Here is an 18,265-nt window from a genome sequence, read left to right on the forward strand (position 1 = left end):
GTCAGTGGCTGCTGCACGGTTCAATGCAGGGAGAAGAACAGGCCGGCAATCGCGGCACTCATCAGGTTCGACAGCGTCGCGGCCGTCAGCGCGCGCAAGCCGTGCCGCGCGACTTCCGAGCGGCGCTCGGGCGCGACCGCGCTGAAGCCACCCGCGAGAATCGCGATCGACGAAAAGTTCGCGAAGCCGCACAGCGCGAACGACACGATCGCGAGCGTCTTCGGGTCGAGCACCTGCAGGCCGGCCGCCGCGACGTGCTCGCTGCCCTTCAGGTAAGGCGACAGGTCGCCGTATGCGACGAACTCGTTGAAGATCAGTTTCTCGCCGATGAAATTGCCGGCCAGCGCCGCGTCGTGCCACGGCACACCGATGATCCACGCCAGCGGCGCGAACAGATGGCCGAGAATGCCCAGCAGCGTGATCTGCGGAAAGCCCGCGAACGCGGCCACGCCGCCGACGATGAGGTTCATCAGCGCGATGAGCCCCACGAACGCGATCAGCATCGCGCCGACGTTGATCGCGATCCGCAGCCCGACCGACGCGCCGGACGCCGCCGCCTCGATCACGTTGGCGGCCCGCTTGTCGTCGAAATCGAGGCCGTCGACCACCACGCGGCTCGGTTCGACGGTCGGAAACAGCAGCTTGCCGAACAGCAGCCCGCCCGGCACCGCCATGAACGACGCGGCGAGCAGATATTCCATCTTCACGCCGAGGCCCGCATAGCCGACCAGCACCGAGCCCGCGACCGACGCCATGCCGCTCGCCATCACCGTGAAGATCTCGGCGCTCGTCATGTTCCGCACGAACGGCTTCACGAGCGCGGGCATCTCGCTCTGCCCGAGAAAGATCGTCGCGACGGCCGAGCACGCCTCGATGCGGCTCACGCCGAGCACTTTCGCGAGCCCGGCACCGAGGATCGCGACGAGCCACTTCATCACGCCGATGTAGTACAGCACCGCGATCAGCGCGGTGACGAAGATGATCATCGGCAGCACGCGCAGGCCGAACACGAAGCCGCCGTCGCCGAACAGCTGGAACATCCGGCTGTCGACCAACCCGCCAAACACGAACGAGATACCGTGATTGCCCATGTCGAGCACGCGATTGACGCCGTTCGCGGCCGCCGCCAGTGCCGCACGGCCCGACGGCACGAACAGCACCAGCGCGCCGATCGCGAGCTGCGTGAGCAGCGCGGCGATCATGGTCCGGCCGCTCACCGCGCGCCGGTTGTTCGACAGCAGGTAAGCCACCAACAGCAGGAACGACATGCCCAGGAGACTGCGCAGAATATCCACCTTGTGCTCCTTTCTCTCAATGTTATTGATCTTGTCCGGCACGCGGCCCGGAACGCTCTTGCGACGCCGTCGGTGGATATTACTCGTTCGGCGCGCTCAAATGCGTGCGGGGCGTGCCGCTCGAACCGGCACGCCCCGCAAGACACACGCCGTTCAACCCACGCGCTCGACCGGATGCGGTTCGCGCAACCGGTTCGCGATGCGTGCCGCTTCGTAGTAGCCGGCCGCCGGCGGCCGTTTCAAATAACGACCCGCGCCGCGCACCGCACGCAGGTCGCCGTCGGCCCACGCAAGTGCACCGCGCGTGAGCGTGTGCGTCGCGACGCCCTGCACGGTCATCCCCTCGAACACGTTGAAGTCGACCTGCTGGTGATGGGTCTTCACCGAAATCGTCTTCGTCGCGGCCGGGTCCCACACGACGAGATCGGCATCGGCGCCCACCTGCACGGCGCCCTTGCGCGGATACAGGTTGAAGATCTGCGCGGCGTTCGTCGACGTGATCCGCACGAACTCGTTCGGCGTGATGCGGCCGTGATTCACGCCGTGATGCCACAGCACCGACATGCGATCCTCGACGCCGCCGCAGCCGTTCGGGATCTTCGTGAAATCGTCGCGGCCCATCGCCTTCTGCGACGCGCAGAACACGCAGTGGTCGGTCGCCGTCGTATGCAGCTGCCCCGACTGCAGCCCGCGCCACAGCGCCTCGCGATGCTCGGCCGAGCGGAACGGCGGGCTCATCACGTGCGCGGCCGCACGCGTCCAGTCCGGGTCGCGATAGACCGCCTCGTCGATCACGAGGTGGCCCGGCAGCACCTCGCCGAACACGCGCAGCCCTTCGCTGCGCGCGCGCGTAATCACGTCGACCGCGTCCTTCGCCGACACGTGCACGATATACACGGGCACGCCGAGCACCTGTGCGATGCGGATCGCGCGGTTCGCGGCCTCGCCCTCGACCTCCGGCGGCCGCGACAGCGGATGCGCCTCCGGCCCCGTCATCCCGCGCGCGAGCAGCGCCTTTTGCAGCTGGAACACGAGCTCGCCGTTCTCCGCGTGCACGGTCGGCAGCGCGCCGAGTTCGAGCGAACGCGTGAAGCTGTTCACGAGCACCTCGTCGTCGGCCATGATCGCGTTCTTGTACGCCATGAAGTGCTTGAAGCTCGACACGCCGTGCTCGCGCACCAGCGTGCCCATGTCGCGGTGCACGCTCTCGTCCCACCACGTCACCGCCACATGGAAGCCGTAATCGGCCGCCGCCTTCTCGGCCCACCCGCGCCATGCGTGGAACGCGTCCATCAACGGCTGCTTCGGGCTCGGGATCACGAAATCGATGATGCTCGTCGTGCCGCCCGACAGCCCGGCGGCCGTGCCCGAATAGAAATCGTCGCTCGCGGTCGTGCCCATGAACGGCAGTTCCATGTGCGTATGCGGATCGATGCCGCCCGGCATCACGTACTGGTCGTGCGCGTCGACAACGGTCGCGCCGGCCGGCGCGTCGATCGTCTCGGCGATCTGCAGGATCGTGCCGCCGTCCTGCGGGTCGGCGCAGAGCACGTCCGCGCGATAGGAGCGGTCCGCATCGACCACGGTGCCGCCACGAATCAGGATTGCCATAGGGTTGCCTCCTCGTTGACTGTCGGGTGCCGCATGCGACGGGCTGCGCACGTCATGCGCTCGCGATCTGCGCGCGCTGTCCGGCGCGCCACTTCATCCAGGTGCCGTACACGCCCGACGCCAGCACGAGGCCGACGAACCACGCGTACGTGTAAAGCGTGTTGAAGAACGCCGGCACGTTCGGGAACGACGCCGGAAATGCGGTGTGCAGGAAGCCGGGCAGGTTCGGCAGCACGCCGACCGCGAGCGCCACCAGCGCGGCCGGGTTCCAGCCGCGCGCGTAGCTGAAGCCGCCGCGTTCGTCGAACAGCGCGCGCGTGTCGAGCTGCGTGCCGCGTATCAGGAAGTAGTCGACCATCAGGATGCCCGCGACGGGCCCGAGCAGCGCCGAATAACCGACGAGCCAGGTGAAGATATATCCGTCCGTCGTCGCGAGGATCTTCCACGGCATCATCACGATCGCGATCGTCGCGGTGATCATCCCGCCCGTGCGGTACGAGATGGCCTTCGGCCACAGGCTCGAGAAGTCGTATGCGGGGCCGACGAGATTCGCGGCGAGGTTGCAGCACATCGTGTCGAGCGTGAGGATCACGAGCGCGATGCCCACGCCGATGCCCGTCATCCGGCTCGTCAGGTCGATCGGATCCCAGATCGCGTTGCCGTAGATCACGACGGTCGCCGACGTCACGACCACCGACACCACCGACAGCAGCGCCATCGGCAGCGGCAGCCCGATCGACTGCCCGATCATCTGGTCGCGCTGCGAATGCGCGAAGCGCGTGAAATCGGGAATGTTCAGCGCGAGCGTCGCCCAGAAGCCGACCATCGCGGTCAGGCCCGGCCAGAAAGTCGCCCAGAACAGCCCGGCCTTCTTGCCGCCCGCCGCGAACTGCGACGGCGCCGACAGCATCGAGCCGAAGCCGCCCGCCTTCGACGTCGCCCACCATACGAGCGCGACGCACATCACGACCTTGATCGGCGCGGACCAGCTCTCGAGCCAGCGGATCGAATCGGTGCCGTGCAGGATGAAGTAGATCTGCAGCGCCCAGAACACGAGGAAGCACGCGAGCTGCCCGAACGAAATGCCGACGACCGGTAGCGCCGCGCCGTGCAGCGCGTTGCCGGTCAGGATGTTCAGCAGGGTGTAGATCGCGCTGCCGCCGAGCCAGGTCTGGATGCCGTACCAGCCGCACGCGACGATCGCGCGCAACAGCGCGGGCAGCTTCGCGCCCTGCGTGCCGAACGACGCGCGCACGAGCACCGCGTACGGAATCCCGTGCTTCGCGCCCGCATGGCCGATCAGCAGCATCGGCACGAGCACGATCAGGTTGCCGAGCAGCACGGTCATCACCGCTTGCCACGGCGACATGCCTTCCTGGATCAGCCCGGCCGCGAGCATGTACGACGCGATGTTCATCACCATCCCGACCCACAGCGCCGCGAAGTGATACCACTTCCACGTGCGCTGCGCCGGCGTCGTCGGCGCGAGGTCGTCGTTGTACAGGCTGCCGCCCGGCGCCGCGGCGCTGTCGGGATCGGCGGGATTCGCTGCGGGTTTCATCGATCGCACTCCACGTAAACGTCAGCGCCGGCATCGCGCGATGCCGGCCCAGGGGAACGAACAACGGCGGCGCCGGATCCCCCGCGCCGCCGGATGCAGGTCAAGCCGCCTTCGCGTGTTTCTCGGGTGCCGTCGGGCTCGTACTCGTACCCGCCTCCGCGCTCGCCGGGTTGTTCGGATGCGTGGTCCAGTTCGCGTAGTCGCCCGAGTCGACGCGCTCCATCGTGATGCATTGCTCGACCGGACACACATGCATGCAAAGATTGCACCCGACGCATTCCGAATCGATCACGTCGAAATGACGCACGCCGTCCTTCTCGCGCGTGATCGCCTGGTGCGACGTGTCCTCGCATGCGATATGGCACAGCCCGCACTGGATGCAGCGGTCCTGGTCGATGCGCGCCTTGATGTCGTATTTCAGGTTCAGGTATTTCCAGTCGGTCACGTTCGGCACCGCGCGGCCGCGCACGTCGTCGAGCGTCGCGTAGCCCTTCTCGTCCATCCAGTTCGACAACCCGTCGGCGAGGTCCGACACGATCCGGAAGCCGTAATGCATCGCCGCGGTGCACACCTGCACGCTGCCGGCGCCGAGCACCATGAATTCGGCCGCGTCGCGCCACGACGAAATACCGCCGATGCCCGAGATCGGCAGGTTCGGCGTTTCCGGATCGCGCGCGATCTCCGCGACCATGTTCAGCGCGATCGGCTTGACCGCCGGGCCGCAATAACCGCCGTGCGTGCCCTTGCCGTCGACGGTCGGCATCGGCGCCATGTGATCGAGATCGACCGCGACGATCGAGTTGATCGTGTTGATCAGCGACACGCCGTCCGCGCCGCCCTTGTACGCGGCGCGCGAGCCCATCCGGATGTCGCTGATGTTCGGTGTGAGCTTCACGAGACACGGCAGCTTCGTGCCCTCCTTCACCCAGCGCGTGACCATCTCGACGTATTCGGGCACCTGCCCGACCGCCGCGCCCATCCCGCGCTCGCTCATCCCGTGCGGGCAACCGAAGTTCAGCTCGACCGCGTCGGCGCCCGTATCCTCGACGAGCGGCAGGATCCATTTCCAGTCGCGCTCGTTGCACGGCACCATCAGCGACACGATCAGCGCGCGGTCCGGCCAGTCGCGCTTCACTTGCGCGATCTCTCTCAGGTTCACGTCGAGCGGACGGTCGGTGATCAGCTCGATGTTGTTCAGCCCCGCGATGCGCTGGCCGTTCCACTGCACGGCGCCGTAGCGCGAACTGACGTTGACGACGTGCGGATCGAGCCCGAGCGTCTTCCAGACGACCCCGCCCCAGCCCGCCTCGAACGCGCGGTTGACGTTGTAGGCCTTGTCGGTCGGCGGCGCGGACGCGAGCCAGAAGGGATTCGGCGAAGTGATGCCCGCGATGGTGCAGCGAAGGTCGGCCATGTTCGGCTCCGTGAGAGTGGGGTCGCTATCGTGGATGCGTGGATGCGTGCGTGTGCGCTTAGGCGGCCTTCGCGTCGTGCTGCGCGAGCGCCGCGTCGATCGATGCAGCCGCGCGCTTGCCGTCCTGCACGGCCTGCACCGTCAGGTCGATGCCGTCCGTCGCCGCGCAGTCGCCGCCGGCCCACACGTCGGGCCATGCGGTGCGCCCGTCCGCGTCCACCGCGAAACGCGCGCCGTCCGCCGTCAGCAACTCGGCCGCGACGCCCTCCGGCACCAGCGTCTGGCCGATCGCCTTCAGCACCATGTCCGCGTCGACGGTGAAGCGTTCGCCCGACGCCGCCTCGAATTCGACGCCCGTCACCTGCCCGTTCGTGCCCACCATGCGCACGGGCTTCGCGTGCGTGACGAGCGTGACACCGCTCTTCTGCGCGAACTCGCGCTCGGCCCACGTCGCGCTCATCGCGTCCACGCCGCGCCGATAGACCATCGTCACGCGCTCGGCGCCGAGCTTGCGGCTCTGCACCGCCGCATCGATGGCCGTATTGCCACCGCCGATCACCACCACGCGCCGCCCGACCGGCACGTTCTCCAGCCCGTCGGCCTGCCGCACCTGCTCGATGAAATCGACCGCGTTCATCACGCCGGCCAGTTGTTCTCCGTCGATCGCGAGCGCACGCACGCCGCCGAGGCCCATCGCAAGAAACACCGCGTCGTGCTGCTCGCGCAGCGCATCGAGCGTCATGTCGCGCCCAAGCGCCACACCCGTTTCCAGCGTGATGCCGCCGACCGACAACAGCCACTCGACTTCGCGCTGCGCGAAATCGTCGACGGTCTTGTACGCGGCGATCCCGTATTCGTTGAGGCCGCCCGCCTTCGGGCGCGCGTCGAACAGCGTGACGCTGTGCCCGGCGAGCGCGAGCCGGTGTGCGCACGCGAGCCCGGCCGGCCCCGCACCGACCACCGCGACATGGCGGCCCGTTTCGGGCGCGCGCCGGAAGCGCACCGCGCCGGTCTCCATCGCCCAGTCGGTCGCGTGCCGCTGCAGCGCGCCGATCGCGACGGGCTGCGAATCCTGATGGTTGCGCACGCATGCGCCTTCGCACAGGATCTCGGTCGGACACACGCGCGCGCACATCCCGCCGAGCGGATTCGCGGACAGGATGTCGGTCGCCGCGCCCTTCAGGTTGCCGTTGCCGATCTTGCGGATGAAGCTCGGGATGTCGATCTGCGTCGGGCAGGCCTGCACGCACGGCGCGTCGTAGCAGTAGTGGCAGCGGCTCGCGGCGGCCGCTGCCGCGGTCGGATCGAGCAGCGGCGCGATATCCGCGAATTCGCACGAGAGTTGCGTGGACGACAGGCGATGCGCGGCGATATCGCCGGTTGGCTTGGTGGTCATACGCGTTCCTTCGACTGGGTGGAGACAAAGCCGTCCCCGCCGGCTGCAAATGCACAGTCGGGGCGGTCATGCTGAGGAATCCTGCGCTCGCGCGCTATGCAGCTTGCCGGCTGCTACGGTCGATACGTCATGAAGCCGGCTCGCATGCGCGCGACAACATCGCATGCAGCAGCACGTTCGCGCCGGCCTCGATCCACGCGGGCGTCGCGTCCTCGATCTCGTTGTGACTGATGCCGTCGACACACGGCACGAACACCATGGACGTCGGTGCGACCTGCGCGAGATAACACGCGTCATGCCCCGCGCCCGACACGATGTCGCGATGCGAGTAGCCGAAGCGCTCGGCCGCGCCGCGCACGGCCTCCACGCAGGCCGGATCGAACGCGACGGGCTTGTAGTAGAAAATCTGCTCGAGTTCCGTCTCGAGCCCGATGGCACCGGCGATGCGCGCGACGCCGTCGCGCAGCGCGGCATCCATCTTCGCGAGCACGGCGTCGTCCGGATGACGGAAATCGACGGTGAAGAACACGCGGCCGGGAATCACGTTGCGCGAGTTCGGGTGGACCTGCATCATGCCGACCGTCGCGCAGCCGAACGGCGCGTGATCGAGGCCGATCCGGTTGACGAGATCGACCACCCGCGACGCGCCGAGCAGCGCGTCGCGGCGGCGCGGCATCGGCGTCGGCCCCGCATGCGCTTCCTGTCCGGTGAAGGTGATCTCGTACCAGCGTTGCCCCTGCGCGTCGGTCACGACGCCGATCGTCTTGCACTCCGCTTCGAGAATCGGCCCCTGCTCGATATGCAGTTCGAATGCCGCGTGCAGCTTGCGTCCGCCGCACGGCACGTCGCCCGCGTAGCCGATGCGCGCCAGCTCCTCGCCGATCGTCTTGCCGTCGACGTCCTTGCGCGACAGCCCGTATTCGAGCGGAAACACGCCGGCGAACACACCGGACGCGACCATCGCGGGCGCGAAGCGCGAGCCCTCCTCGTTGGTCCAGATCACGACCTCGACCGGATGCTCGGTCTCGATGCCGTGATCGTTGAGACTGCGAATCACCTCGAGGCCGCCAAGCACGCCGTAGATGCCGTCGAAACGGCCGCCCGTCGGCTGCGAATCCGCATGCGAGCCCGTGACGACCGGCGCCGCGTCGGCCACGCGGCCCGCGCGGCGCATGAACACGTTGCCCATCGTATCGACCGTCACCGTGCAGCCGGCCGCCTTCGCCCAGCCGACGATCAGGTCGCGGCCGGCCTTGTCGAGATCGGTCAGCGCGAGGCGGCACACGCCGCCCTTCGGCGTCGCGCCGATCTTCGCGACTTCCATCAGGCTGTCCCACAACCGCTTGCCGTCGATCTTGATCGACGGGTCGAAGACGGGCCGCTTCACTGCTTCCGATACCGCGTTCATTCGTATCGCTCCTGTGGGGTCGGTGATGTCCTCAGCCCGGTCTGTGCCGGTGCGTGCCATGCCTGATTCGGGGGCAAACCCGCCCATGTGCGGTGCATGTCCCGGTCGTTCGCGAAGTTCGTCCGACGAATCGGCGGGAGGGTTAACGTTGCCTTCCGCCGCTCGTCGAATCCTGTCCGATTGGACAGGTTTTAGACGATCAAAATGACCAAAGCAATGTCTTTCTTGCGTGGATCGATAGAGCGAGAAACGTGCCATCGCAACGCAGCATCGCTGCGGATGCGTCGGGTCCGCAGGCGTGCGTTCGACGCGGATCAGCGGCTAGAATGAAGCCCAACGCGGCATGCCCGCCGCGCGAGGGCAACGATGAGACATGACGAGGCGGCAGCCGAAGCGACCGGCCGTGACGAAACGACCGCGCCATTGCGGCGACGCAAGGCGCACATCCGCGAGTCCAACGAAGCGCATCTGCTCGCCTGCGCGGAGGCCGTGTTCGCGGAGCGCGGGCTCGACGGCGCGAGCACCGCGATGATCGCGGAGCGCGCCGGCCTGCCGAAGGCGAACCTGCATTACTACTTCCCGACGAAGCTCGCGCTGTACCGCCGCGTGCTCGACGACCTGTTCGAGGAATGGCATCACGCGGCCGGCTCGTTCGAGGCCGACGACGATCCGGTGGAAGCGATCGGCGGCTACGTACGCGCGAAGATGGCGCTGTCGCGGCGCCGCCCGCTCGGCTCGAAGGTCTGGGCCAACGAGATCATCCAGGGCGCGGAGCACATGCAGGACATCCTGTCGCAACGCGTGAAGCCGTGGTTCGACACGCGCGTGAAGGTGATCGACGGCTGGATCGCGCGCGGGCTGCTCGCGCCGATCGACGCGCATGCGCTGATGTACCTGATCTGGGCGACCACGCAGCACTACGCGGATTTCGACGCGCAGATCCGTGCGCTGAGCGGCAAGCGCGCATTCACGCAGAAGGCGTTCGACGAGAAGACCGAGCAGGTCGTGCAGTTCGTGATTCGTGCGTGCGGCGCCGTGTCGCCGCACGCGAAGCGCTAACGCAGCCGCGCGATCCGACACAAACAAGACGGGCGACGGGCCGCGCGCAGGGGCTCCCTGCGCGATACCCGTCGCCCGTATCGCAGCGTGTGTGCCAGCGTTACGCGATACGCTCGATCGCGATGGCCGTCGCCTCGCCGCCGCCGATGCACAGCGACGCGACGCCGCGCTTCAGGCCGTACGTTTCGAGCGCGGCCAGCAGCGTCACCATCACGCGCGCACCCGACGCACCGATCGGATGGCCGAGCGCACACGCGCCGCCGTGTACGTTGACTTTCTCGTGCGGCAGGTCGAGATCGCGCATCGCGGCCATCGGCACCACCGCGAACGCTTCGTTGATCTCGAACAGGTCGACGTCGCGCAGGTTCCAGCCGGTTTTCTCCGACAGCTTGCGCAACGCGCCGATCGGCGCGGTCGCGAACAGGCCCGGCTTGTCCGCGTGGGTCGAATGCCCGACGATCACGGCCTTCGGCGTGAGGCCGAGGCGCTCGGCTTCCGAGCGGCGCATCATCACGAGCGCGGCCGCACCGTCCGAGATCGACGACGCATTGGCTGCCGTCACGGTGCCGCCGTCGCGGAATGCCGGCTTCAGCGTCGGGATCTTGTCGAGTTTCGCCTTGCCCGGCTGCTCGTCGATCGACACGATGGCTTCGGTCTTGCCGGCCTTCACGGTCACCGGTGCGATCTCCGACACGAAGTGCCCTTCCGCGATCGCGCGTTGCGCGCGCGTCAGCGATGCGATCGCGAACGCATCCTGTGCTTCGCGCGTGAACTGGTAGGCCTGCGCGCAATCCTCGGCGAACGTGCCCATCAGGCGGCCTTTTTCATACGCGTCCTCGAGCCCGTCGAGGAACATGTGGTCGAGCACCTGGCCGTGACCCATGCGCATCCCCGCGCGCGCCTTCGGCAGCAGGTACGGCGCATTCGTCATGCTCTCCATCCCGCCCGCGACAGCCACGCCCGCCGACCCCGCCAGCAGCAGGTCGTGCGCGAACATCGCGGCCTTCATCCCCGAGCCGCACATCTTGTTGATCGTGGTCGCGCCCGCCGCGAGCGGCAGCCCGGCCTTGAGCGCAGCCTGCCGCGCCGGCGCCTGGCCCTGCCCGGCCGGCAGCACGCAGCCGAACACGATTTCATCGATGCGTTCGGCCGGGACATTCGCGCGCTCGAGCGCCGCGCGAATGGCTACCGCGCCGAGCTCGCTCGCGCTCGCGGCCGCCAGGTCGCCCTGAAAACCACCCATCGGCGTACGCGCCATACCAACGATTACGATCGGATCCTGAGTCGTCATGATTCGCTTCCTCCAGTGTCAGCGCGGTGCCATGCGCAACGCGCCATCGAGACGGATGACTTCGCCGTTCAGCATCGTGTTCTCGGCGATGTGGCGCACCAGCGCCGCAAATTCTTCCGGGCGGCCAAGCCGCGGCGGGAACGGCACGCTCTTGCCGAGCGCATCCTGCACGTCCTGCGGCATGCCGGCCATCATCGGCGTCGCGAAGATGCCGGGCGCGACCGTCACGACGCGAATGCCGAACCGCGCGAGTTCGCGCGCGATCGGCAGCGTCATGCCTACCACACCGCTCTTCGACGCCGCATACGCGGCCTGCCCGATCTGCCCGTCGAACGCCGCGACCGACGCGGTGTTGACGATCACGCCGCGCTCGCCTTCCGCATCGGCGTCCTGCTTCGACATCGCGTCGGCGGCCAGCCGGATCATGTTGAACGTGCCGACGAGATTGATCGACACCGCGCGCGCGAAACGATCGAGCGAGTGCGGGCCTTCGCGGCCGACGACCTTCTCGCCCGGCGCGACACCCGCGCAGTTGACGAGCGCGTCGATGCGGCCGAACGCGTCGCGTGCAGCGGCGACGGCCGCCTGGCCATCGACTTCGCTCGTCACGTCGGTCTTCACGAAGCGCGCGGATTCGCCGAGCTCATGCGCGAGGCTCGCGCCGGCATCGTCATTGACGTCCAGCAGCACCGCCTTGCCGCCTTCCGCGACGACCATGCGCGCCACCGCGGCGCCGAGGCCCGAACCGGCGCCCGTAATCAGAAAAACGCGATCCTTGATATTCATTAGCAATCCGTATTCAGGGTTGAGCGGCCTTCTCGGCTTCCATCTTGCGCAACACGAAGCGCTGGATCTTGCCGCTCGGGGTTTTCGGCAGCGCGTCGACGAAGTCGATCGCGCGCGGATACGCGTGAGCGGACAGCCGCCGCTTCACGTGCAGGCTCAGTTCCTCGGCCAGCGCCGGCGTGTCGTCGAAGCCCTTCGACAGCACGACGAACGCCTTCACGATCTCCGTGCGCTCCGGATCGGGCACGCCGATGACGGCGGCCTCGCTGACGGCCGGATGCTCGATCAGCGCACTTTCCACGTCGAACGGGCCGATCCGGTAGCCGGACGACGTGATCACGTCGTCCGCGCGGCCGATGAAGCTCACGGTGCCGTCCGGCTCCAGCTCGACGTTGTCGCCGGTGCGGTAGTAGCCGTCCGCGATCGCCGGCGTGTCCTGCTGCCAGTAACCGTGGAACCACAGCAGCGGCGAGCGCGCGATGTCGATCGCGAGGTTGCCGGGCTCGCCGGGGCCGAGTTCGCGGCTCGCGTCGTCGAGCACCGCGACACGGTAGCCCGGCATCGCGAAACCGGCCGAACCGGGGTGGACGACGTGCGCGAGGCCGTGATGGTTGTTCACGACCATCCCGAGTTCGGTCTGGCCGTAGTGATCGTAGATCGGCGCGCCGAGCGCCGCGTCGAACCAGCGCACGACTTCCGGATTCAGCGGTTCACCCGCGCTGCTGACCACGCGCAGCTTGCCCTTCACGCGCGCCGCCGCTTCCGTACCGGCCGCCATCAGCATCCGGAACGCGGTCGGCGAACCGGCGAGGCTCGTGATCCCGAGCCGTTCGATCACGTCGTACGTGCTGTCGACCGTGAAGCCGCCCTCGTGGAGCGTCGTCGCATGGCCGAGCAACAGCGGGCCCGTGATCGCGTAATAGAGGCCGTACGCCCAGCCCGGATCGGCGATGTTCCAGAACCGGTCGCCGTCGCGCAGGTCGACCGCCTCGCGCATGTAGGCGCCGAACGCGAGCAACGCGCACAGCGGCACCGGCACGCCCTTCGGCAAGCCTGTCGTGCCGGACGTCGACATCATCATGAACAGGTCCGTGCCCTTGCGCGGCACCGGTTCGAACGTGTCGGACTGCGCGTCGAGCGCCGCGCGGAAATCGATGTCGCGCGCCGGCAGCGCGTCGCCCGGTTCGCGCACAGTCGCGACGGGCGGGCACGCGGCGATCTCGTCGAGCTTGGCGCGATTCGCGACGTTGGTCACGACCAGGCGCGCGTCGCTCATCCGCAGCCGGTGCTCGATCGCCTTCGGGCCGAACGCGGTGAACAGCGGCTGATAGACGGCACCCGCGCGCCACGTGCCGAGGATCGTCGCGACGAGCTCGGGCGTGCGCGGCAACAGGCCGGCCACCACGTCGCCCGGCTTCACGCCCTGCGCGACGAGCAGGTTCGCGACGCGGGCCGACAGCGCCTGCATCTGCGCGAACGTGAAGCTGTGGTGCTGCCCGCCCGCATCGATCCAGTCGAGCGCGATCGCGTCCGCCGATGCGTGCCGGTCGCAGCATTCGACGCACGCGTTCAGGCCGCGCTCCAGGTCGCCGTGCAGCTGCGTCGCGGCGGTCTCGATACTGAACCGGGCCACGGCGTCGGCGTAGGCCGGCACCGCCCGGGCGGTTGCTCCATCAGGCATGCGTGTCTCCTGTGCGTTATGGCCGCCGGCGAGCCGTGGGCGCGACGGGGGATACATCGATAGTAGACAGCCGTGACATTGCAATCAATGACAAACAGAATCTAGAATCGTGATCGCTTTTGCCATGTCGGGAGGATGCAGGAAAATGGGGCCGCAGATGATTTCGCCGGATTTCGTCGACGACGCGCTCGCGTGCCTGCGCCGGCAACGCATCCCGACAGCGCCCGTGCTGCGCGCCGCCGGCCTGCCGGCCGCCGTGCGCGAGCCCGTCACGCCGCAGCAGTACGGGCGGCTGTGGCTCGCGATCGCCGGCACGATCGACGACGAATTCTTCGGGCTCGCCGCGCGCCCGATGCGGCACGGCAGCTTCACGCTGCTGTGCCACGCGGTGCTCGACGCCGGCACGCTCGAAAAGGCGCTGCGGCGAGCGCTGCAGTTCCTGCGCGTGGTGCTGGACGAGCCACACGGCGAGCTCGTCGTCGCCGACGGGCAGGCGCAGATCGTGCTGACGCAGTCGGGTGCGCCGTATCCGGCGTTCGCATACCGGACCTTCTGGCTGATCCTGCTCGGCGTCGCATGCTGGCTGATCGGCCGGCGCATCCCGCTGCAGCGCATCGATTTCGCGTGCCCGAGCCCCGACCAGCGCAGCGACTATCACCAGTTCTTCGGCGTGCCCGTGCATTTCGACCGGCCCGACAGCCGGCTCGCGTTTAACGCCGCGTACCTCGCGCTGCCGACGATCCGTTCCGGGCAAGCGTTGAAGACTTTCCTGCGCGGCGCGCCCGGCAACCTGCTCGTCCGCTACCGGCACGACACCGGCTGGGTCGCGAAAACGCGTGCGCACCTGAAGGCGCTGCCGGCTGCCGAGTGGCCCGACTTCGACACGCTGGCCGTCCGCCTCGGCACGACGCCCGCGACGCTGCGGCGGCGCTTGCGCAGCGAAGGGCAAAGCTTCGCGGCGATCAAGGACGAGCTACGTGGCGCGCTCGCCCAGTCGCTGCTGCGCGGGCACGCGCTCAGCGTCGCGGAAATCGCGGCCGAGCTCGGCTTCACCGAGCCGAGCGCGTTTCATCGCGCGTTCCGCAAATGGACAGGTACCAGCCCCGGCGCGTTCCGGCGTGACGTGCATGCGGCGGAGGCGGAGACTTGAATCGCGGGCGTGATGATGCGGCTGGCGGTCACCGACGTGAGCGCGCGGCGAAGGCGGACATCCCGTCACGTGATGCTGATCGGTGCGCTGCGTCGCCGGCGGCGGTGCAGACAGCGCGCGCCTGATCGGCGCGGCATGGTCGGCACAAGATCTCGGACAAACGCTCCGGAAACGCCACGCAACCGGCCACGCGGCGCAGTGCGCTCCCGCCCGCCTGTCGCCGGACGAAAGCGCGTCGCTCAACCAGTCAGCAGTCGATCCCGAGCACTTCGCGCGCGGTTGCATCCACCGCCTTGCGCATCGTGCCGACCAGTTCGTCGATTTGCGCGTGATCGATCACCAGCGGCGGCGCAACGATCAGGCGGCCGTTCGTCGAACGCACGATCGCGCCGAGTTCGAAGCCGACCGTCCGGCTGTGCCAGGTCAGGTCGGCCTCATTCTCGAAGCGTTCGCGCGTCGCCTTGTTCTTCGCGAACTGGATCGCGCCGACCGCGCCCACGCCCTGGATCTCGCCGACCAGCGGATGGTCGTCGAATGCATCGCGCAGTGCCTGCTGCAGATACGGGCCGGTATCCGTCCTGGTCCGCTCGACGAGGCGTTCGCGCTCGAGCACGTCGAGGTTGGCCAGCGCGACGGCCGCCGCGACCGGGTGCCCCGAATAGGTCAGCCCGTGCGCGTAGACGCCGCCCTTCTCGACCAGCGCATCGCCGACGCGCCGGCTCATGATCAGGCCGCCCATCGGCACGTAGCCCGACGTCAAGCCCTTGGCCATGCAGATCAGATCGGGCTCGAAGCCGAAGTGACGGTGCGCGAACCACTCGCCGGTGCGGCCGAAGCCGCCGATCACTTCATCCGCGCAGAGCAGCACGTCGTACTGACGGCAGATGCGCTCGATCTCCTGCCAGTAGCCGTCCGGCGGAAAGATCATCCCGCCCGCCCCCTGGAACGGCTCCGCGACGAACGCGGCGACACGATCCGCGCCGATCTCGAGGATCTTGCGTTCGAGCGACAGCGCCGCCTGCTTGCCGAATGCCTCGGGGCTCAGATCGCCGCCGTTCGCATACCAGTACGGTTCGTCGACGTGCGTGACGTTCGGAATCGGCAGGTCGCCCATTTCATGCATGAACGCCATGCCGCCCAGCGACGCGCTGCCGACCGTCGACCCGTGATAGCCGTTCACGCGGCCGATCAGCACCTTCTTCTCCGGCTTGCCCATCACGTCCCAGAATCGCCGCACGGTGCGGATCAGCACTTCATTCGATTCGGATCCCGAATTGGTATACACGACATGACTGAAGCGATTGCCGAGCAGCGCGAACAGCCGCTCCGACAGCTCGATCACCGACGGGTGCGTCGTGTGAAAGAACATGTTGTAGTAGGACAGTTCCTTCATCTGCCGCGCGGCGGCGTCGATCAGTTCCGGCCGGCCGTAGCCGACATTGGTGCACCACAGCCCGGACATGCCGTCCAGATAGCGGTTGCCGTCGTTGTCCCATAGATAGACACCTTCGCCGCGCACCATCACGCGCACGCCTTCCTGGTTCAGCGCCTTCTGGTCGACGAATGCATGCAGGTGATGGGCGGCGTCGCTGCGTTGATAGTCCTGCGTCGTGCGATGCGGAAAATCGGGTGCATTCATGAGCAAGTCTCCGGTTCGTTTTATGGATAAAAAGCGTGGTCGGGCATCCCGCGGAAGCCGCCGCCGCACGCTGCGGCGCGGCCCGCCGCGTCGAATCAGTAGCTGATCCAGGTGGTCTTGAGGCCCGTGTACTTGTCGATCGCGTGCAGCGAAAGATCGCGACCGAAGCCCGACTGGCGGAACCCGCCGAACGGCGTCTGCGCGCTCAGCGCATCGACCGTATTGACGGACACCGTGCCGGCGCGCAGCCGGCCCGCCACGCGGTGCGCGCGCGACAGGCTGCCGGTCCAGAGCGACGCGGCAAGGCCGTAGATCGAGTCGTTCGCGAGCCGGACGGCCTCGTCCTCGGTGTCGAACGCCATCACCGACAGCACCGGCCCGAAGATCTCCTCGCGCGCGATGGCGTCGTCATGCTTCACATCGATGAAGATCGTCGGCTCGATGAAGTAGCCCTTGCCGTCGACGCGCGGCGCACCTCCGCCGATCGCGAGCGTCGCGCTATCGCGGCCGCGCGCGATCCACTCGCGCACGCGCCGATGCTGCCGCTCGTCGACGATGGCGCCCATCCCGCTCGACGGATCGAGCGGATCGCCCGGCATGAACGCGGCCGCATGCGAGATCAGCCGGTCGACGAACGCATCGTGAATCGAGCGCTGAACCAGCAGCCGCGAGTTCGCGGAACACACTTCGCCCTGGTTGAAGAAGATGCCGAAGCACGCCTTGCGTGCGGCGAGGTCGAGATCGTCCGTGTCGTCGAATACCAGGTTCGGGCTCTTGCCGCCGCATTCGAGCCACACCTGCTTCATGTTCGACTGCGCCGCATACTCGAGGAATTTCTTGCCGACGGCCGTCGATCCCGTGAACGCGAGCACGTCGACGTCGGGATGCAGCCCGAGCGCGCGCCCCGCGGTCTCGCCGTAGCCCGGCACGACGTTCAGCACGCCGGGCGGCAGGCCAGCCTCGAGCGCCAGCTCCGCGAGACGCAACGCGGACAGCGGTGATTGTTCGGCAGGCTTCAGCACGACGCTGTTGCCGGCCGCCAGCGCCGGCGCCACCTTCCACGCGACCATGTCGAGCGGGAAATTCCACGGCACCACGGCGCCGACGACGCCAAGCGGTTCGCGCGTGACGACCGCGAGATTGCCGGGGTCGGTCGATGCGACTTCGCCGTTCAGCTTGTCGACGGCCTCGCCGTACCAGCTGAACAGCCCGCCTGCGGCCGGCACGTCGATGCTGAATGCGTCCGCGACGCGCTTGCCCATGTTGAGCGAATCGAGCAGCGCGAGCTCCGCGTCATGCGCTGCGATGAGTTCGCCGAGCCGGCACAGCACGCGCTTGCGCTCGGCCGGCGCGCAGCGCGACCAGACGCCCGATTCGAATGCGTTGCGTGCTGCGCGCACCGCATCGTCGACATCCGGTGCGTCGCACGACGCGACTTCCGCGATGACGGCCTCGGTGGCCGGATTGATTGCGGCAAACGTCCGGCCGCTTCGGGCCGGCACGCTACGGCCGCCGATATGCGCGAGCGTTCTCGGGGTGACCTGCGCCGCGAGTCGCCTCCAGTCCGCGTGCTGATGGTTTTCTGCTGAAGTTGGGTTCATTCAAGACTCCGTTGTGACGACCAGGCGCTTGTGCGTTGTTCTCCGCCTGGATTCGACCCGACGAAAGACGCCAGCGGGCATGACCAAGGTCCATGACCGCCGCGAATCGCGGCAGTCGTCCGGTTGCCAAACTGTCGGGCATCAAAAAGAGATTTGAAAGAACAGTTTTTCTTCTCACTGAAGAGGTTATTTCTATTCATCCGGCTGTCGTGCAGCGGGTTTTCCTGCCGCTTCGCCATCCCTGTACCGTTTGTTTGCGTTCGATCGCAGCGGCTTGCCAGTGCGATGCCACGTGCGGCCCACTGCGACGCGTGGCCGGCACGACGTTGCGCCGCGGCCCGTCCGACCACATACTGGTCGGCCTGTACGAACA

The 18,265-nt window shown here is 67.8% G+C and carries 13 protein-coding genes; 2 read left to right on the forward strand and 11 right to left on the reverse strand.

The window, feature by feature from the left end:
• Nucleotides 1–20: 20 nt before the first annotated feature.
• The 6 genes from H3H55_RS36920 to H3H55_RS36945 form a co-directional block, all read right to left on the reverse strand.
• On the reverse strand, nt 21–1,295 hold the full coding sequence (locus H3H55_RS36920; RefSeq protein ID WP_193103033.1) for a NupC/NupG family nucleoside CNT transporter: 1,275 nt from the start codon (nt 1,293–1,295) through the stop codon (nt 21–23).
• 153 nt (nt 1,296–1,448) lie between these two features.
• Nucleotides 1,449–2,906, reverse strand: coding sequence for a dihydropyrimidinase (gene hydA, locus H3H55_RS36925; protein WP_193103034.1), 1,458 nt, complete (start codon nt 2,904–2,906; stop codon nt 1,449–1,451).
• A gap of 52 nt (nt 2,907–2,958) precedes the next feature.
• On the reverse strand, nt 2,959–4,467 hold the full coding sequence (locus H3H55_RS36930) for an NCS1 family nucleobase:cation symporter-1 (RefSeq protein ID WP_193103035.1): 1,509 nt from the start codon (nt 4,465–4,467) through the stop codon (nt 2,959–2,961).
• Between the two features lie 100 nt (nt 4,468–4,567).
• Nucleotides 4,568–5,881 (reverse strand): NAD-dependent dihydropyrimidine dehydrogenase subunit PreA, encoded by a 1,314-nt coding sequence (gene preA / locus H3H55_RS36935; RefSeq protein WP_193103036.1) that lies wholly within the window; start codon nt 5,879–5,881, stop codon nt 4,568–4,570.
• A gap of 58 nt (nt 5,882–5,939) precedes the next feature.
• Nucleotides 5,940–7,277, reverse strand: a complete 1,338-nt coding sequence (locus H3H55_RS36940) for an NAD(P)-dependent oxidoreductase (RefSeq protein ID WP_193103037.1) — start codon at nt 7,275–7,277, stop codon at nt 5,940–5,942.
• A 127-nt stretch (nt 7,278–7,404) separates the two neighbouring features.
• Entirely contained in the window at nt 7,405–8,685 is a 1,281-nt protein-coding gene (locus tag H3H55_RS36945; RefSeq protein ID WP_193103038.1) for a Zn-dependent hydrolase, read from the reverse strand.
• A 366-nt stretch (nt 8,686–9,051) separates the two neighbouring features.
• On the opposite strand from H3H55_RS36945, the gene H3H55_RS36950 reads away from it, so the two are divergent.
• The gene (locus H3H55_RS36950) at nt 9,052–9,744 is read left to right on the forward strand and encodes a TetR/AcrR family transcriptional regulator (protein ID WP_193103039.1); all 693 of its coding nucleotides are present in this window, start codon (nt 9,052–9,054) and stop codon (nt 9,742–9,744) included.
• Between the two features lie 100 nt (nt 9,745–9,844).
• Here the strand turns inward: H3H55_RS36950 and H3H55_RS36955 are convergent, their stop codons facing one another.
• From H3H55_RS36955 to H3H55_RS36965, 3 genes are read right to left on the reverse strand one after another with little or no spacing between them, the layout of a single operon-like run.
• Nucleotides 9,845–11,035 (reverse strand): acetyl-CoA C-acetyltransferase, encoded by a 1,191-nt coding sequence (locus H3H55_RS36955; protein ID WP_193103040.1) that lies wholly within the window; start codon nt 11,033–11,035, stop codon nt 9,845–9,847.
• A gap of 18 nt (nt 11,036–11,053) precedes the next feature.
• On the reverse strand, nt 11,054–11,821 hold the full coding sequence (locus tag H3H55_RS36960; RefSeq protein ID WP_193103041.1) for a 3-hydroxyacyl-CoA dehydrogenase: 768 nt from the start codon (nt 11,819–11,821) through the stop codon (nt 11,054–11,056).
• Between the two features lie 13 nt (nt 11,822–11,834).
• Nucleotides 11,835–13,502 (reverse strand): acyl-CoA synthetase, encoded by a 1,668-nt coding sequence (locus H3H55_RS36965; RefSeq protein WP_193103042.1) that lies wholly within the window; start codon nt 13,500–13,502, stop codon nt 11,835–11,837.
• Between the two features lie 145 nt (nt 13,503–13,647).
• Between H3H55_RS36965 and H3H55_RS36970 the strand changes: the two genes are divergently transcribed.
• Complete coding sequence (locus tag H3H55_RS36970; RefSeq protein ID WP_193103043.1) at nt 13,648–14,652, forward strand: AraC family transcriptional regulator; 1,005 nt, start codon at nt 13,648–13,650, stop codon at nt 14,650–14,652.
• Nucleotides 14,653–14,899: 247 nt separating this feature from the next.
• Here the strand turns inward: H3H55_RS36970 and H3H55_RS36975 are convergent, their stop codons facing one another.
• Nucleotides 14,900–16,291 carry an aspartate aminotransferase family protein gene (locus H3H55_RS36975; protein WP_193103044.1) on the reverse strand — a complete coding sequence of 464 codons (1,392 nt, stop codon included), beginning with the start codon at nt 16,289–16,291 and terminating at the stop codon, nt 14,900–14,902.
• A 95-nt stretch (nt 16,292–16,386) separates the two neighbouring features.
• The gene (locus tag H3H55_RS36980; protein ID WP_193103045.1) at nt 16,387–17,892 is read right to left on the reverse strand and encodes an aldehyde dehydrogenase; all 1,506 of its coding nucleotides are present in this window, start codon (nt 17,890–17,892) and stop codon (nt 16,387–16,389) included.
• Between the last annotated feature and the right edge of the window lie 373 nt (nt 17,893–18,265).

It is taken from the genome of Burkholderia sp. Z1 (assembly GCF_014893795.1).
In the GTDB taxonomy this organism is placed as follows: Bacteria; Pseudomonadota; Gammaproteobacteria; order Burkholderiales; family Burkholderiaceae; genus Burkholderia; species Burkholderia theae.

Coding starts and splice junctions, on each gene's coding strand:
- H3H55_RS36980 (WP_193103045.1), bottom strand. CDS start 17,892: ATGAACCCAACTTCAGCAGAAAACCATCAGCACGCGGACTGGAGGCGA.
- H3H55_RS36940 (WP_193103037.1), bottom strand. CDS start 7,277: ATGACCACCAAGCCAACCGGCGATATCGCCGCGCATCGCCTGTCGTCC.
- H3H55_RS36970 (WP_193103043.1), top strand. CDS start 13,648: ATGGGGCCGCAGATGATTTCGCCGGATTTCGTCGACGACGCGCTCGCG.
- H3H55_RS36960 (WP_193103041.1), bottom strand. CDS start 11,821: ATGAATATCAAGGATCGCGTTTTTCTGATTACGGGCGCCGGTTCGGGC.
- H3H55_RS36975 (WP_193103044.1), bottom strand. CDS start 16,291: ATGAATGCACCCGATTTTCCGCATCGCACGACGCAGGACTATCAACGC.
- H3H55_RS36945 (WP_193103038.1), bottom strand. CDS start 8,685: ATGAACGCGGTATCGGAAGCAGTGAAGCGGCCCGTCTTCGACCCGTCG.
- preA (WP_193103036.1), bottom strand. CDS start 5,881: ATGGCCGACCTTCGCTGCACCATCGCGGGCATCACTTCGCCGAATCCC.
- H3H55_RS36965 (WP_193103042.1), bottom strand. CDS start 13,502: ATGCCTGATGGAGCAACCGCCCGGGCGGTGCCGGCCTACGCCGACGCC.
- H3H55_RS36950 (WP_193103039.1), top strand. CDS start 9,052: ATGAGACATGACGAGGCGGCAGCCGAAGCGACCGGCCGTGACGAAACG.
- hydA (WP_193103034.1), bottom strand. CDS start 2,906: ATGGCAATCCTGATTCGTGGCGGCACCGTGGTCGATGCGGACCGCTCC.
- H3H55_RS36955 (WP_193103040.1), bottom strand. CDS start 11,035: ATGACGACTCAGGATCCGATCGTAATCGTTGGTATGGCGCGTACGCCG.
- H3H55_RS36930 (WP_193103035.1), bottom strand. CDS start 4,467: ATGAAACCCGCAGCGAATCCCGCCGATCCCGACAGCGCCGCGGCGCCG.